Annotated in this window: 14 protein-coding genes and 1 pseudogene; 2 read left to right on the top strand and 13 right to left on the bottom strand. The window is 29.7% G+C overall.

The genetic code is table 11. From position 1 onward, the window contains the following. Nucleotides 1-159 precede the first annotated feature (159 nt). The 9 genes and pseudogenes from J1D01_RS05275 to J1D01_RS05235 all read right to left on the bottom strand — a co-directional run bounded on the left by J1D01_RS05275 (nt 160) and on the right by J1D01_RS05235 (nt 9,417). Nucleotides 160-786 (bottom strand): hypothetical protein, encoded by a 627-nt coding sequence (locus J1D01_RS05275; RefSeq protein ID WP_421150080.1) that lies wholly within the window; start codon nt 784-786, stop codon nt 160-162. Between the two features lie 170 nt (nt 787-956). Beyond that, nucleotides 957-1,487 carry a hypothetical protein gene (locus J1D01_RS05270; RefSeq protein ID WP_421150079.1) on the bottom strand — a complete coding sequence of 177 codons (531 nt, stop codon included), beginning with the start codon at nt 1,485-1,487 and terminating at the stop codon, nt 957-959. A gap of 12 nt (nt 1,488-1,499) precedes the next feature. Beyond that, entirely contained in the window at nt 1,500-1,886 is a 387-nt protein-coding gene (locus J1D01_RS05265) for a hypothetical protein (RefSeq protein WP_421150078.1), read from the bottom strand. Between the two features lie 248 nt (nt 1,887-2,134). Beyond that, on the bottom strand, nt 2,135-5,464 hold the full coding sequence (locus tag J1D01_RS05260; protein ID WP_421150077.1) for a caspase family protein: 3,330 nt from the start codon (nt 5,462-5,464) through the stop codon (nt 2,135-2,137). Nucleotides 5,465-5,680: 216 nt separating this feature from the next. Next, a pseudogene (locus J1D01_RS05255) lies at nt 5,681-5,905 on the bottom strand (M48 family metalloprotease); the annotation flags it as partial. Nucleotides 5,906-5,947: 42 nt separating this feature from the next. Further along, nucleotides 5,948-6,538 (bottom strand): hypothetical protein, encoded by a 591-nt coding sequence (locus J1D01_RS05250; protein ID WP_421150076.1) that lies wholly within the window; start codon nt 6,536-6,538, stop codon nt 5,948-5,950. 59 nt (nt 6,539-6,597) lie between these two features. Next, nucleotides 6,598-7,155: a hypothetical protein gene (locus J1D01_RS05245; RefSeq protein ID WP_421150075.1), complete on the bottom strand. Its 558-nt coding sequence runs from the start codon at nt 7,153-7,155 to the stop codon at nt 6,598-6,600. A 138-nt stretch (nt 7,156-7,293) separates the two neighbouring features. Next, the gene (locus J1D01_RS05240; RefSeq protein WP_421150074.1) at nt 7,294-8,526 is read right to left on the bottom strand and encodes a M48 family metallopeptidase; all 1,233 of its coding nucleotides are present in this window, start codon (nt 8,524-8,526) and stop codon (nt 7,294-7,296) included. Between the two features lie 96 nt (nt 8,527-8,622). Next, the gene (locus J1D01_RS05235) at nt 8,623-9,417 is read right to left on the bottom strand and encodes a TrmH family RNA methyltransferase (RefSeq protein WP_421150073.1); all 795 of its coding nucleotides are present in this window, start codon (nt 9,415-9,417) and stop codon (nt 8,623-8,625) included. Between the two features lie 61 nt (nt 9,418-9,478). Between J1D01_RS05235 and J1D01_RS05230 the strand changes: the two genes are divergently transcribed. Then, nucleotides 9,479-10,285: a DUF6503 family protein gene (locus J1D01_RS05230; protein WP_421150072.1), complete on the top strand. Its 807-nt coding sequence runs from the start codon at nt 9,479-9,481 to the stop codon at nt 10,283-10,285. Nucleotide 10,286: 1 nt separating this feature from the next. Here the strand turns inward: J1D01_RS05230 and J1D01_RS05225 are convergent, their stop codons facing one another. Continuing rightward, a complete protein-coding gene (locus J1D01_RS05225) occupies nt 10,287-11,354 on the bottom strand; it encodes a DUF3810 domain-containing protein (RefSeq protein ID WP_421150071.1) in 1,068 nt (355 codons plus the stop codon). A gap of 176 nt (nt 11,355-11,530) precedes the next feature. On the opposite strand from J1D01_RS05225, the gene J1D01_RS05220 reads away from it, so the two are divergent. Then, nucleotides 11,531-12,991 (top strand): aminoacyl-histidine dipeptidase, encoded by a 1,461-nt coding sequence (locus J1D01_RS05220; RefSeq protein WP_421150070.1) that lies wholly within the window; start codon nt 11,531-11,533, stop codon nt 12,989-12,991. Nucleotides 12,992-13,184: 193 nt separating this feature from the next. On the opposite strand, the gene J1D01_RS05215 is transcribed toward J1D01_RS05220, so the two are convergent. The 3 genes from J1D01_RS05215 to yidD all read right to left on the bottom strand — a co-directional run bounded on the left by J1D01_RS05215 (nt 13,185) and on the right by yidD (nt 15,479). Next, entirely contained in the window at nt 13,185-13,964 is a 780-nt protein-coding gene (locus J1D01_RS05215) for a sulfite exporter TauE/SafE family protein (RefSeq protein WP_421150069.1), read from the bottom strand. Between the two features lie 307 nt (nt 13,965-14,271). Further along, on the bottom strand, nt 14,272-15,228 hold the full coding sequence (locus J1D01_RS05210; RefSeq protein ID WP_421150068.1) for a bile acid:sodium symporter family protein: 957 nt from the start codon (nt 15,226-15,228) through the stop codon (nt 14,272-14,274). Between the two features lie 29 nt (nt 15,229-15,257). Next, nucleotides 15,258-15,479 carry a membrane protein insertion efficiency factor YidD gene (gene yidD, locus J1D01_RS05205; protein ID WP_421150067.1) on the bottom strand — a complete coding sequence of 74 codons (222 nt, stop codon included), beginning with the start codon at nt 15,477-15,479 and terminating at the stop codon, nt 15,258-15,260. Between the last annotated feature and the right edge of the window lie 20 nt (nt 15,480-15,499).

Here is a 15,499-nt window from a genome sequence, read left to right as displayed (position 1 = left end):
GGCTAGATTTAGTGTGGGAATAAAATCGCCAAAATTCTAAGCCTTAGTTTTTAGTTTGGTTTTGTTTCTTTTTTTGGAGACTTATAAATATAAACACAAAACTTTGAGAAAGCACAGAATCCACATTAATTTAACAGGTGTTGGGTATTTTTAATATTTTTAATTTTCATTTAAAAACTTATTGAATTTTGACAAACTTAATAACAGAGAAAATCCTTTATCATATTTCATTCTGTATGCAGCATCATTTGCTTCGAAAACAAACTCCCATTTATTATTATTGTTAGTCTCAGGGTCATATATCATCCCAATTTGAAATTTGTCTCTAACTGAAATTTTGTAAAGAGTGAATTTTTCCTGTGGTTGATTTGAAAACCTAATAATTTCATTAAGGAAATTTAAAATATTATTCATATCATTTTTATCTAGAAAGATATATCCACTTTTTTCAATATTATTATAAGTAGTACTTGTAGACACTCCCCACAAATTACTAACATTTGCAAATGCGATTGATGTGCCAGCTTGTATAATTTCATGGGTATTTATATTCACTTCGACACCGTATATAGTTGAATCTGTTTCAAGATTCTTTAATTCAATTAGTTTAAACGTGATTTCACGGAAGTCAGTTCCAAAAAATGGTCTAAAACTCTTAGAGTCTGAATCTAAGATAGTATACTTAACCTTATTTATAGGATTTAAATTTTCTTGAGTATAGGATTTAAATGCAGAACTAATTATTAAAAAACTACTCAATAATAATTTTAAGGTTATATTACTCATGTTATAATATTAAAATGTTATTAATTATACACAACTGTTTCGGCTATGATTTTGTTGTGTGGTTTAGCACTGATTTTAGAAAGTACAGACTAAACTGAAAATCCGAGAGGATTTTCAGAAGTAGGCTAGAACTAGCAATTAATTATACACGTCTTTGTTGGCAAAAGTATTTATTTTTTAATTTCGTTTTTCAAGTAATTCAATTCCTTTTTAATTAAAGCAACAAGTTCATTGATTGACTTTATTAATTCAGGATATATTTCGTCTGCTTTTTCTCTGTGTTCGTTGTCTAAATTTGTTACTATTCCAAAATCAGTTCCACCAACTTTTTTCGGAAGACTTTGTTTGTATTTAGAAGACCAAACATATAAAATGTCGCTTATTTCACTAAATTTCTTATTTATACTTTCTGTCGCAAGTAATTGTGATTTGGCTGTGATAAAAGTAAAGTCGTTGTATAATTCCACATAATCTTTTCCAATTTTTGTAAATCTCACGGTTTTATCAAGCGAAGAAAGTATAGAAATATATAATTCCTCTTTTTCTTTAAGTTCTCGTAGCTTTAAATCTTGTTTAAATTTTTCCTTTTCACGTTTGCTTGCTAAATTCCAAGTTACAACTGCAACTAAAAGACCAAATAAACCTGATAAAAAAACGGTCAAAATTGGAATAAAAGATAAGTTGTTTTCTGGATTTTCCATTTTCTACTTGAATTACAGTTTATTCCTAAAATCAATCATTTTTTTTAGTAATTCAGTTTGTTTCATTGAATAGTATTCTGCTTGTTTATAAGCCATTTTAATTCCAACTTCGTCACTAAATTCGTCTGTCGGTCGATTTACGAGATATTTATATCTGTCGTTTAACTCTTTAATATTTTTATTTAAAAAATCCGCAAATAAAACTACAAAACTTTTTTGGTTAGCAAATCTTATTTGTTTTCCATTAACTTCAAGAAGATAAAATTCTTTTTCTGTTACCAAATTTTTCATTGAGTAAATTCCTTGAAGTTCAATTCCGCTATCTTTCAATTCTGCATTGAATTTTAGCTTAATGATTTTTGTCAGCGACTTATATGTGTCAATTCCATAATCAAACATAATTATCTGAATTTTGTTCTAAAGTTCTGGTTTTGTTTAGGTTGTTACCAACCTAAAGGATATACGTCATTTTGTTTTACGGTTAAAAGTGCATTGGTGCTCCAAATAAGGCTTTTGGCCGTCTTTTATTTTTTAACAATAAATAAATTGCAATAAATAAAAGCTCCTTAAAAACGAGTTTTTGAACTAAAATTTATTGTTTTTAATGGATTGTGCAACGGTTACCATTAGTTGTGTGCATTTAGTTTTTACCAAATTTTCCAATCATTTTCAATAGTTTCATTTCGGCTTGTTGGTTGTTGTAAACCGTTAGTAATCTCTTTTACATGTTCGCTTACCAATTGTTTTAATTCGCTTACAGAAATGGTTTCTTTTTCTTTTAACTGGTTTAAAATACAATAGGTAAACACACCATTTTTAAGATTGCCTCGTTCTTGTGCAAACTCTGTTCCTGCTGCTGCAGATATAACTGTAGCTCCAGTTGTTCTATCCACATTATTAAACAGTTCTTTCATTAACTCAAAACTATTCTTCATGCCCATTTTTGGCTTTTTAGCTTTTATAACAATAGATCCTTTTAAGCCTTCTTTGAGTTTTTCTACTTCTTCTATAGTTTCTATTTCTTCTTTATCTACTTCTCCACTATGGCAAGCATCTATAAGTAATAGTTTATGTCTGGAAGGTATACTATCTAACAAATACTCTAAATCTTTGTAAGGCAATCCGTTTTGTTCTGGTGAACTAAAGTTTACATCATACATTGCTAGATAATAATCTAAATCTTCACTAAGCAAACCATGTCCTGAAAAACTTATAATCACCTTATCATCTACTTTAGACGATTCTAATTGCTGTTTAAGCTTCTTAATGTTTGATACAGTTACATTTTGATTGAATAACGTATCTATTTGAATCTGATTGCCATACTTTTCTTTAAGCTGAACAGATAAGTCTTTAATATCTTTAACTGAGTAATTTAAATCGTTTCCTTTTTCTTGGTATTTATCTACTCCAATACCAACAAAATATAGTTTTTCTTTTATGTCTTCTTTTGGTGTATAGTTTACATAAAGTGGTTGTCTGTAACTCTCAATACCATTAACATTAAGTATGGATGTTTCTATTCTATTTTCGCCTTTAGACAGCTTTACAGTAAGTGTAGTATCAATAGCATTAGTGTTTCTAGATTTTAAAGAAATCCCTTTACGACCATAAACAGGTACTTCGTTTATCCAAATATTAAAACGGTCTAGTTTATACGTTTTATCAGAACCTTTAATGTGGAGTTTTAGTTCTGACTTATTTAGCTCATAAGCAATTTTATCTCTGTTGTAAAATTCACTTTCTGGAACAGAAAAACCTTGTCTAAAACTGGTTGTATCAATATCTAGCTTTCTTATACGTTTTTCCCAAGCTTTTTTGTAAGCATTTATCATTTTACTATTATCTGCGCCTGTAATTTCTCCTAATACTTCTAACACCTTATCTGGACGATTGTATTTTACATCTAACTGTTCAAATCCAATGGTTTCTAATCCTTTTTTATAATAGAGTTTGGAAGCTGCTGCTTTGGAAGCAAAATAATATCCATTTGGAAGGAGCCATATAGATTCATTATCATCTAGTACATAAAGCGTAATTATTTTTTCACCAGTTTTTAAATTCCAATACGTGAGACTTCCATCCTTTGATGATGTTATAATATATTTACCATCATTTGTAAACTCAACATTAGTAATTCTACTATTTTTATTTTCTATTAAACTTTGTTGCTTTCCTTCTTCTATATTCCAGATTAAAACAGTATTAAAATCTAATATTGCAACAAATTTTTCTTTTTTGTCTATAAAACCTTTATCACCAATAAATTGCTTTATGAGAACATCTTTTTCATCAAAATTAGTTAGATCTTTACGTTTACGATATAGATCCAACGAGTTAGCATCATACTGATTAATATAATATGAACCTAGAACATAGGAAGGTTCAAACAAAACATAATTTTCTACACCAGAATTGACATTCCAAGTAGTTTTTGTTCTATCTCCAAAAAGTATCCAAACATAGTCATCAGTACCTGCATAAAACTTAGAATTATCTTTTGATGCACCATCTAAAAAATGTGATGACTCCATTATGATATTACTATATAATTTTGAATGAAATCTGTTTTCTTTAGCGTTTGATTTTAAATCCCAAAAGGTTAAATATTCTGTAGTAGTAGCAAGTAATTTTTTGTCTGATTTTATTAATTCTGTATGAACAACTGGATACTCATTCTCTAAAATCTGCATTAATTTCCCTGCATTTAAATCCCAAATTAAAACATAGTTATTTATTCCTGTAATTATCCTTTGGTCATCTTTATATAGCTCTATTGAAGACACAGTATTTGTTTTATTTCTAAATATTTTTGGGCTTCTTTTACCTTTATAATCCCAGGCTATTGAAGAATTATCATAAGAAGATGTAATTATATAATTATCGTCTTCACTAAATTCAACATCATTTACAGCTTTAATATGTTTACTAAAAACTCTCCAACTTATTTCTTTGTCATCTAACTTCCATACTATTGCAGTATTATCCAAAGAAGATGAAGCAATATAATTACTATCATTACTAAATTTTAGTGAGTAAATTGTGCTTTCATGTGCATCACATTCAAAATCTAATTCACCAGTTTTAAGGTTCCAAATTTTAAACTCTTCATTATTAACACTTGAGCAGGCTAGATACTTGTTATTTGGACTGATATTTATAATTTTTTCATGATAATTTTCATCATTAAATCCTGTTTCAAACTCATGTATTAATTTTCCTTTTTTAATATTAAAAACTTGAATTGTGTTTTTCAAACTTTGAAAAGCAATTAATTTACTGTCTTTACTATAAGCAGGCTTTGTATAATCTAAAGATGAAGAAAACGACTGTATTAGCTTGCTGTTTTTTATATTCCATATTTCTGTTATTGTATCACCTGAAACTTTCACTAATTGATTATTTTCTGCTACACCAATTGATTCTATGTAATCTATATTGGTCTTGAATTCCTTTTCTTTTAAACCAGTTTCAATATTCCAAAGTGAAATAAAACCATTTAGGTCTGCTAAGACAATGTGCTTTCCGTCTGCTGAAAATTTAATGTCATGAACATTAATATCGTCATCTACTAAAAGAAAGTTGTTCTCTTCAGTATTGTTCTCTTCTTCATTTAGTTCAATACTAAATTTAAGTTTTCCTTCATTTATATCCCAAACTTTAATTACATCTTTTCCCCGTTCCCATGTAACAATTGTAGTTTCATCTGGACTAATCTCTGAATCAAGATTAAAGCTTTGTTCACTTTCCCTATGTAATAATTGATACAAAAATCTTTCAGAATTGAAATCCCAAACTCCAATACTCCCATCATCAGAAGTTGTTACTAATAGTTTACCATCTTGTATTAATTTGGAACTTGAAACTGATGAAGAATGTCCTATTGGTAAACCTATTTCAAATTCCTGACTATATGAAAGTAGAGAATAAGAAAAAAAGAATCCAAGCAATAAATGAAGTAAGTAGCGTTTATTCATTTTATCAAAAAATGATTTCTAATATACAAATTATTTAATATTCATAACAAAATTCTGAGCTTATCATATATTTCAATCATTTTCTAAGGTTGGGTCGTATAGCACACAACTTAAAGGATATACGTCGTTTTAATGACTTATATCCAACGCTAAACGAAAGTAGTTAAATTTTCGTACAAAATCAAGCGTGGTTCAAATCTAAATTGAAGTATAAAATTACTTCCTTAAATTCTTAATCCGTTGTAAAAGGGTAGGGTGTGAGTAATGCATAAATACATAAGCTGGGTGAGGTGTTAAGTTACTTAAACTATTTTTAGAAAGCTTTTTAAGGCTAGTAATTAGCGGTTCACCTTTATAAGTGTTTTTAGCATAATCATCGGCTTGGTATTCAAATTTTCTAGAGAATATGTTCATTATTAATCCGGTAACTTCAGAAGTAGGCTAGAACTAGCAATAAATTAAATACGGTGTTGCCAGTAGTTTTTATTTTTTTCTTGAAATTACATTTTTCTTCAAGTTTTTTTTTAATTCATCATAATCCATTTTGAAATCATTTTTCCATTTTATCAATAACTTTTTATCTTCAACAGGCAAAGACTCAACTTCCATTCCAACACATAGATATTCATTATTTTTTTTAATAAGGGAAGATTTTATAAAAGGGTCAACTTCGTTGATTAACAATATTGCATTTTGAATGTTTTTTGAATCAAAATTTAAATCTTCGTCAGCCATATGATAAGAGTGAATATAAGTGCTTAATTCAAATTGTAAGCTTTTTGATTTTTTGAAGTTATAATATTTAGAGTTTAAGCACAATACTTCATTCATAGCTTGAAAAAACAATTGATACCTTTCTTTCAGTATTTCTTTTTTTTGACCTAATTTATCAATTCCATTTTTTGGTTTTGATTCTTCAATGATTTTCAGTTTTTCTTCTGGTTTAACAGATAATAATATTTTATTTAAATCTAAAAGTTCAAGTGCAATTCTGCATTCCAAACAAGAATATATAATTGAAGATGTATTTTTATTTTGAAAACCAAGTTGCATTAATGCTTCTACTTGTTTCATTAAATATATAGGATTGTTTATTCGTATATCTGGTCTATAAATCATTCTATTATGTTCCATTATTCTTTAACTGTTTTTAAACTCCATTTTATGATATAATAGAAATAACGTAAAATGAAAAATAATAGAAATATTATAATAGCTAATGTTGTGTAGTTTTCGTTTGCTTTTTGTTTGTAAAAGAATGATGTTTTTCTATTATCCAGTTTTTTTTGTAATTCGTTTATTTTTGATAAATCTTTAAAAGCAATAAGATTGTTTAGATTGTAGGTCTTTTTTATCTTTTGAAGTTGAGAAAGAGGTAATGACTTATTTAAATCTTTATAAGCGTTTATAAGTAAGGTGTCAGGATTATATTTATATATTTTTTTTATACTATCTTTTTTTTTGCTACTTATTACTTGATTATAATATTTTCCATAAAAATCATTAATTAGTAAATCAAGATTTTCATTTGATTCAATTTGTTGAATTTTCAAAGATCTTAAATTTTTATTTTCTTCTGATACAGTTTTTTCAAATCTATGATTGATAAATGTCCATATTAAAATTATTATTCCATAAATAACGAACGAAGAAAAAAAAATTAAAATTTCTCTTGCAATTATCTTTTTCATTGGTTTATTCATAGTCCCAAATTACTGACAACTTAAAGGATATACGTCGTTTTAATGACTTATATCCAACGTTAAACGAAAGTAGTTAAATTTTCGTACAAAATCAAGCGTGGTTCAAATCTAAATTGAAGTATAAAATTACTTCCTTAAATTCTTAATCCGCTGCAACAAAGTAGGATGTGAGTAATGCATAAACACATAAGCAGGGTGAGGTGTTAAGTTACTTAAACTATTTTTAGAAAGCTTTTTAAGGCTAGTAATTAGCGGTTCACCTTTATAAGTGTTTTTAGCATAATCATCGGCTTGGTATTCAAATTTTCTAGAGAATGTGTTCATTATTAATCCGGTAACTTCAGAAATAGGCGAGTAGAGCAACATAAAAGCAATAAGCCCCACATGAAAACTGGCTTTTTCAACACCTAAAGCATTAGATAATAACGGATTTGAAATAAACAACGATAAAATAAAAAGGGTTAAACCCGTTAGTAAAATAGAAGCTACCAAATTAAAAATAATGTGTTTCTTTTTGTAATGTCCAACCTCATGAGCCAACACAGCTACAATTTCTTCATCATTTAAATCGTTTATTAACGTGTCAAAAAGCGTTACACGTTTTTCGCTTCCAAAACCAGAAAAATAGGCGTTGGCTTTGGTGCTGCGTTTAGAGCCATCAATAACAAAAATTTTATCTAGTTTAAACCCAACTGTTTTTGCATAGGCCGAAATTTTATTTCGTAAATCACCGGCTTCTAAAGGAGTTTGCTTATTAAATAAAGGCACAATTAATTTAGAGTAAAACATATTCATAAAAACTGTAAAAACAGTAATTAGCCCCCAAGCATACAACCAAAAATGTTTGCCAGTGGCTTGGTAAAACCAAATAATTAAGGCTAAAATACCACCGCCTAAAATAACCATCATAAGCCAACCTTTAAGTTTATCTAAAAAGAAGGTTTTTTTAGTGGTCTTGTTAAAACCAAATTTCTCTTCAATTATAAAGGTGCTGTAGTATGAAAAAGGGGTTGTTAAAATATCGCTAGCAATCATAATAAATCCGAAGAAAATTAAAGCTACAACTATAGGGTTTGTACTGTAACTTCTAGCAATATTATCTACAAATTCAAAACCATCTAATAATAAAAAACCAAGTGTTAATACTATTGAAAAGGTAGAAGTGATTAATCCAAATTTATACTTAGTAGCCTTGTAGTTTTGCGACTTTTTATATTCGGTTTCATCATACACATCTTGTAATTCTGGTGGTAAAGCATCATTAAAATGTTTAGCGTTTAAAGCATCTAAAACTTTATCTACTATAAAATTAATGATGATTATGGCTATTATGATATAGAAAAGTGTAGTTGCTGTCATGTTTGTAAACTATATTTTATTGTCACCCAGAACTTATTTCAGGGTCTCAAGAGATTTTAATAATAAAAGAGAAGCTGAAACAAGTTCAGTATAACATTATTTAAAATTCCGTTGTCTTTTGGCTTCAAAAATAAGAATTCCAGCAGCAACAGACACATTCATAGAGTCTATTTCTCCCTGCATGGGTATAATAATATTTTGTGTAGCATGTAATCGCCATTCTTTACTTAGGCCCGTTGCTTCTGTTCCTACAACAATAGCCGTTGGTTTTGTGAAATCTTGAGTGTGGTATGCAACAGATTCTTGTAAAATTGCAGCGTAAATATTAATGCTATTTTGTTTTAAAAACTCAATAATTTCTGTGGTTGAGCCAGTAGCTATTTGATTTGTAAACAGACAGCCTACACTAGATCTAATAATGTTTGGGTTATATAAATCTGTTTTAGGGTTGGCAATAATTACAGCGTCAACATGGGCGGCATCGGCAGTTCTTAAAAGTGCTCCAATATTTCCTGGTTTTTCTGGGGCTTCGGCAACCAAAATTAATGGGGTTTTAGTAGTAAATTTTAAATGCTCTAAGCTGTTTGTTTTAGATTTAGCAACGGCTAAAACTCCTTCGGTAGTTTCTCGGTATGCCAATTTTTGATAGACTTCTTTTGAAATCTCTATAAGGTTTATGGGTTGCTTGGTTAAACCATGTAATTCTTCTTTAGAAAATAGTTCTGAATAAAACAAAATAGATTCTAACTCATAACCACCTTTTATGGCTAGAGAAATTTCGCGTTGCCCTTCAATTAAAAATGTGCCTGTTTTTCTTCGCTCACGCGATTTGTCTTTTAATTGAGCCAACTGCTTTACAAAAGCGTTTTGAGTACTTGTTATTTCTTTCATAAAATGAAAGTAAAAGTAAGTATTTTGGAATAACTTCGTCAAACCAAAAAAAATATATTATATGAAGTTTACCAAATTAGTTATTGTTTTGGCTTTAGCCATTGTTTCTTGTAAAAAAAATTCAGAAAAAGAACCCGTTGAAATCACAGATTACAAAACCGAAACCCTTGATGTTACTACCAGTATTTATCCAGAAAACTTAACCAAAGTATTTGATGCTCATGGCGGTATTGATGCTTGGAGACAATTTCAGTTTTTAGAATTTACCATGGAAAAACCCGATGGTAATGAAATAACCAAAACCGATTTAAAAAACAGAAAGGCTCTAATAGAAATGCCAAATCATACCATTGGTTTCGATGGAGAAAATGTTTGGTTAAACAGTAAAGAGGGTACTGAATTTAAAGGAGCAAACCCTAAGTTTTACTACAATCTTATGTTTTATTTTTATGCAATGCCCTTTATTTTGGCCGATGATGGTATTATTTATGGTGATGCAAAACCCTTAGAGTTTGAGGGGGAAACCTATCCGGGAATTAGTATTTCTTACCATGATGGCGTAGGAGAGTCTTCAGAAGATGAATATGTACTTTATTATAATCCTGATACTTATAGAATGGAATGGTTGGGTTATACCGTTACGTTTTTTACCAATGAAAAAGGCAAAGAATTACATTTTAGACGTTATAACAATTGGCAAGAAGTAGGAGGAGTATTATTGCCAAAATCAATTGTTAGGTATAAATATGCCAATAATTTACCAACAACAGTACATAGCGAAAACCATTTTAGCAATATTAAAATTTCTAAAGAAAAACCAAATCAGGATATTTTTATTAAACCTGAAAGTGCTAAAATTATAGAGTAAGTTATATTGTTTTAGTATCAAAATAATTAACCAAAAGGGCCACTACATAGCTGTAGCTTTCCATCCCTTTTGGTTGATTATTTGCTTTTAAAAAATTACTGTAAAATATTTTAAAAAAAGGCTCTACGGGGTTTTCATGTGTCTCCCAGAAAAGTCTAACTTCTTCGTAGTTTTTTAAGATGCCTTTATTTACAGTTTTTGTAATGTCTTCAAAAAGTGCTTCATCGCGTCTGTAAATTTCGTTTAAACAATAGCGTAAGCCAAAAGTGTATCCGCAGTATTTAAAGTAAATATCATCATTATGTATAGAAGCTAAAAACCCAATAAAATTAGCTTCATTTTCGGCAGCATACCCCAATTGATGCGCCATTTCATGTGCCGATGTAGTAGGAAATTTAAAGGTTGGAATTAACCCATCTACCTGCGCTTCATTAGTTAAAGGGTTTAAATATCCACTAAAACCCATGTAAGTTAAAGGGTAACTAAACAACGATTTTTTTATGCTTTTAGGGGTGTACTCCAATTGGGCAAAATCAGATTTTAAGTTATCATACCCCTTAGGTGTTTTTTTAAAAATATCTTGTTTTGTATATGGTAAAGTAACCTTTAAAGTATCATTTTTGGTTATTTCTAAATGTAAAGCGTTAGATTTTTCTATTAATTTTTTAGTAACAGAAACTAGTTGTTCAGTAGTATAATCAGCCTCTAAATTTAAGTTTTTGTGTAAAGGCAAACGGTAATAATTGTAGCCCCAAAACAAATGAAAAGCAAAGTACAAAACGGCAAGCGCACTAGCAATATCAATAAACCACCTTCTAGTATCTTTCAGTATGCGTTTTCTGTTTTTATAGAGCCACCGTAACGTATAAATAGTACCTAAGGTATAAACCAAATCGCCAAATGAAAATGGCATCCAGCCCAACATGTATCTAAAAACTTTAGAAATGTAAATGTAAAGTCCGTTACTATAATAAGCATCTACAAACTCAGGGTGTTTAGATAACCACAAAATCAGTAAATATTGCGGAATTAAACTTAGGACTATAACAAGTTTTTTGTCTTTCAACATAAATTCAAAAATAATAAAAAAAAGTACCGCAGCGTAGTTGTGTACTAATTAAGGTTTCTTCCTGCTTTCCGTTAAATCTTTTTTTCGTACCTCAAAAAAGGATACCACTTCAATCAGGAGTAACTGCCAATTTCAATGTGTATTTGCTATCTTTGAAAATCTTTATAAATAAAAATATGAACTCAGAAATAAGACAATTACAACCAATACAACTTTGGAATAAATTTGCCGATTTAAATGCTGTACCAAGAGCCTCAAAAAAAGAAGAACGCGTTATTGCTTTTATGAAAACTTTTGGTGAAAATCTAGGATTAGAAACCCTAGTTGATGAGGTTGGAAATGTAATTATTAAAAAACCAGCCACAGCTGGAATGGAAAACAAAACCACTGTGGTTATGCAGTCGCATTTAGATATGGTACATCAAAAAAATAACGATACCAATTTTGATTTTGACACCCAAGGTATAGACATGTATGTTGAAGGAGATTGGGTAAAAGCAAAAGGCACCACTTTGGGAGCCGATAATGGTTTAGGAGTGGCAACCATTATGGCCATTTTAGAAAGTACCAATATTCCACATCCTGCCATTGAAGCCTTATTTACTATTGATGAAGAAACAGGTATGACTGGTGCTATGGGGTTAAAAGGCGGACTTTTAACCGGCGGTATTCTTTTAAATTTAGATACCGAAGAAGATGACGAGATAGGTGTAGGGTGTGCTGGAGGTATTGATGTTACAGCGACCAGAACTTATAATGAAGAAGAAACACCCGAGTTTAAAATAGGGTTTACCATAGAAGTAAAAGGGTTACAAGGAGGACATTCTGGCATGCAAATTCACGAAGGATTGGGGAATGCCAATAAAATAATGAACCGCCTACTTTTTGATGGTTTTGAAAATTTTGGTTTGCGTATTTCTGAAATTGATGGTGGCGGATTGCGCAATGCTATTCCCCGAGAAAGTAAAGCTATAGTAGCCATTGATGCTGTTCATGAAGAGGCTTTTTTGTTAGAAATTTCAAATATTACAGAAGCTATAAAAAAAGAGTTTAAAACCACAGAACCCGATTTAGATGTTGTAATATCTAAATGCGACACTCCAAAAAAAATCATGGATTTAGGAGTGCAAGAAGGTATAACAAGGGCCTTGTATGCGGCACAAAATGGTGTTTATAGAATGAGTGCTGATATTCCAGATTTGGTTGAAACATCTAATAATTTAGCAAGAGTACTTATTAAGGAAGGTGAAATTAAAATTTTATGTTTAACACGCTCCTCGGTAGAAAGTGCTAAAATGGATTTGGCTAATACTTTAAGAGCTACTTTTGAGTTAACAGGTTGCGAGGTAGAATTTTCTGGAGATTACCCAGGATGGACACCTAATATGAATTCTTCTATTTTAAAAGTAATGACTAAACTTTATGAAGATTTAAATGGCGAAAAACCACATGTAGCTGCATGTCATGCTGGGTTAGAATGTGGTATTCTTGGAACTAATTACCCAGATATGGAAATGATTAGCTTTGGTCCTAACATAAAAGGAGCTCACTCGCCAGATGAACGTGCTCAAATTTCATCAGTTCAAAAGTATTGGAAATTTGTACTGGAGATTTTAAAGCATATTCCAGAGGCATAAAATTTTAGAGATTTGTTTATAGGTTTCAGCTATCAGTAGTTGTTCAGGTTGGCGCTTAACTTTGTAAGTACGTACTAAGCTGAAAATCTGCAAGTTTTTTTTAAGTAGTTGAGAACAAGCAGTTACTTATATTCATCGTTGTTAGCGTTTCGTGTTTATTTCTATTAATTTTTTTATGAATCATCTTATTTGTTTATCGTAAAACATTATATATCATTAATAATGCAGCAATAAGAGAAGTTGTAGCAAAAATAATTTTTAAGGTTTTAGGATTTGTTTTCAATGTTAATTTAGTTCCAATTATTGCACCAATAATTCCACCAATAGCTAAAGGAATAGCTACTTCTGTATCAAAATGTCCAGAGCTAAAATGTCCCAAAAACCCTGCTAATGCAGTAATCATAACTAATGTTGTTGATGTTCCTACTGCAATTTTTATTGGAACTCTAATGAGCAATACCATTAATGGAACCAAAAAAGAGCCGCCAGAAATGCCAACCATTCCAGAAACAAAACCAGTAAATAAAACAATTGGGACTACAACAAGCAGATTTAAATTATATGTTTCATTTTTTGATTGTAGTTTAATGAAAAATCTGCCTGCTGTTTTTATTTCTGTTTTTATTGGTTGTAACATCAAAAAAGCTGCTACTGAAATAAATATAGCAAAAACAATTTTTAGTATTTTATCATTAAAAATATCAGATAAAAAACCACCTAAAAAAGCAGATACGAATGTCATAACGCCAATAACTAATACCAGTTTCCAGCTAACAACTTTATTCTTACCAAAAAAAATAGTTGCAAATAAAGAAGATAAAACTAAAATAAATTGGCCAGTTGTAGCTGCTTCATGCATACTAAATCCTGTTAAGGCAAGCGTCACAATGTAAAAATTTCCACCCCCACGACCAGACATTGTCATGATAGCAGCTATTGCTAATATAATTAGTGCTAAAAACCAAATATTCATTTATATGCTTTTAATTTAGGCAATCGTTTAAATGAATTATATTCTACGATAAACGAAAGTAGTTGAAAATTTTTATAAAATCAAGTTTGTAGGCTATGGAGGTAGACCCAAAACCCCCATAAATATATTGATAGAAAATGTTTTTTACTTACTTTATAAACAAGTGCATTAATAAAAAGATTCAGCATATAGGAGGTAAGCGTATTTTAATTTTTTTAACTCAAAAATATTGAAAATTTTGTTTTAGAAATTTTAAATCATATTCCAAAAAAATAAAAGAACTAGTTTGCTTATAAATTATAGATAATTAGTGTGATTTTCTAGTAGCAACCATACTAATTATCAATAATTGTATGGCATGAAATAACATAAGAGGTAGTAGAATAATACCTATAGAAGCAATGTTTCCAAATAGTATTTTAGAGAAAACAGTACCGTGTACTAATGACTTTTTTGTTCCGCAAAACTGCGCTGTAATTTTATCTTCATAGTTAAACTGTAATTTTTTTGCTAAAAATCCAGTTATAAAAAAGGCACAAAAAAAGAGCAGTAATACCCCTGTAAGAAGTAACGTTAAATCCCAAAATGATACCGAGTTAAAAATATGCTCATCAAATGATTTTGCAAAACTTTTATAAATTATTAAAAGTATAACAGCTTTATCAAAAAGCGTAAGTTTTTTATTATGCTTTTGGGCATAGTGGCCTAAAAAACGTTGTAAAAATAAGCCAAGTATTACTGGTAAAATAATTTGTATTATAAGTTTTGTGTAAATGCTTGTAAAGTCAAAATCTGTTTGTGTGTTATTAATAAATAAACCCATCCATAACGGTGTAATTGCAATGCCAATAATGCCAGAAATACTAGCGTTGAAAATAGCTGCTGGTATATTTCCTTTTGCAATTGAAACCATAACTACAGATGACGAAACTGTAGAAGGAAGAGCGGCCAAAAAAAAGAAAGCTAACCAAATTGTTTCTTGCTCTTGAGTTTTAATAAAAGGATAGAGAAATAAAATTAATAAAGGAAATATTAAAAAAGTAGACAGTTGTATAAGTAAATGTAATTTCCAGTTTTTAAGTCCGGCTTTTAATTTTGAAGGGTTAAGTTTAAGACCGTAAAAGAAAAAAATTAACGAAACACCTATAGTGCTAATGGTATTAATAGGAATATTACTTTTATCTGTGCCCCAATACGGAAAAAAATAAGCTATGATTATAATGCTTATAATTGCAAGGATAAAACCATCTATTTTTAGTTTCATAGATTTAGAGAAGCTATTAAATGTAAGTGTTAAGGTACAGGGTCATAACCAGAACCACCCCAAGGATGACAAGAAAAAATACGTTTTAAAGCTAGCCATCCACCTTTAATTAAACCATGTTTTTGTAAGGCTTCTTTACTGTATTGTGAGCAGGTTGGAGTATATCTACAACTAGCAGGTGTTAAAGGAGATATAAGTACTTGGTATACTTTTATTAAGAATAAAAACGGTGCTATGAGTATTTTTTTCATGCTTTGTTATTCTGAATTAT

Source organism: Seonamhaeicola sp. NFXS20, from assembly GCF_049132085.1.
Taxonomy (GTDB): domain Bacteria; phylum Bacteroidota; class Bacteroidia; order Flavobacteriales; family Flavobacteriaceae; genus Seonamhaeicola.
Note: the sequence above shows the minus strand (reverse complement) of the source record. Positions and strands in the feature narration are given on the sequence as shown.

Coding starts and splice junctions, on each gene's coding strand:
- J1D01_RS05275 (WP_421150080.1), bottom strand. CDS start 786: ATGAGTAATATAACCTTAAAATTATTATTGAGTAGTTTTTTAATAATT.
- J1D01_RS05270 (WP_421150079.1), bottom strand. CDS start 1,487: ATGGAAAATCCAGAAAACAACTTATCTTTTATTCCAATTTTGACCGTT.
- J1D01_RS05265 (WP_421150078.1), bottom strand. CDS start 1,886: ATGTTTGATTATGGAATTGACACATATAAGTCGCTGACAAAAATCATT.
- J1D01_RS05260 (WP_421150077.1), bottom strand. CDS start 5,464: ATGAATAAACGCTACTTACTTCATTTATTGCTTGGATTCTTTTTTTCT.
- J1D01_RS05250 (WP_421150076.1), bottom strand. CDS start 6,538: ATGAAACAAGTAGAAGCATTAATGCAACTTGGTTTTCAAAATAAAAAT.
- J1D01_RS05245 (WP_421150075.1), bottom strand. CDS start 7,155: ATGAAAAAGATAATTGCAAGAGAAATTTTAATTTTTTTTTCTTCGTTC.
- J1D01_RS05240 (WP_421150074.1), bottom strand. CDS start 8,526: ATGACAGCAACTACACTTTTCTATATCATAATAGCCATAATCATCATT.
- J1D01_RS05235 (WP_421150073.1), bottom strand. CDS start 9,417: ATGAAAGAAATAACAAGTACTCAAAACGCTTTTGTAAAGCAGTTGGCT.
- J1D01_RS05230 (WP_421150072.1), top strand. CDS start 9,479: ATGAAGTTTACCAAATTAGTTATTGTTTTGGCTTTAGCCATTGTTTCT.
- J1D01_RS05225 (WP_421150071.1), bottom strand. CDS start 11,354: ATGTTGAAAGACAAAAAACTTGTTATAGTCCTAAGTTTAATTCCGCAA.
- J1D01_RS05220 (WP_421150070.1), top strand. CDS start 11,531: ATGAACTCAGAAATAAGACAATTACAACCAATACAACTTTGGAATAAA.
- J1D01_RS05215 (WP_421150069.1), bottom strand. CDS start 13,964: ATGAATATTTGGTTTTTAGCACTAATTATATTAGCAATAGCTGCTATC.
- J1D01_RS05210 (WP_421150068.1), bottom strand. CDS start 15,228: ATGAAACTAAAAATAGATGGTTTTATCCTTGCAATTATAAGCATTATA.
- yidD (WP_421150067.1), bottom strand. CDS start 15,479: ATGAAAAAAATACTCATAGCACCGTTTTTATTCTTAATAAAAGTATAC.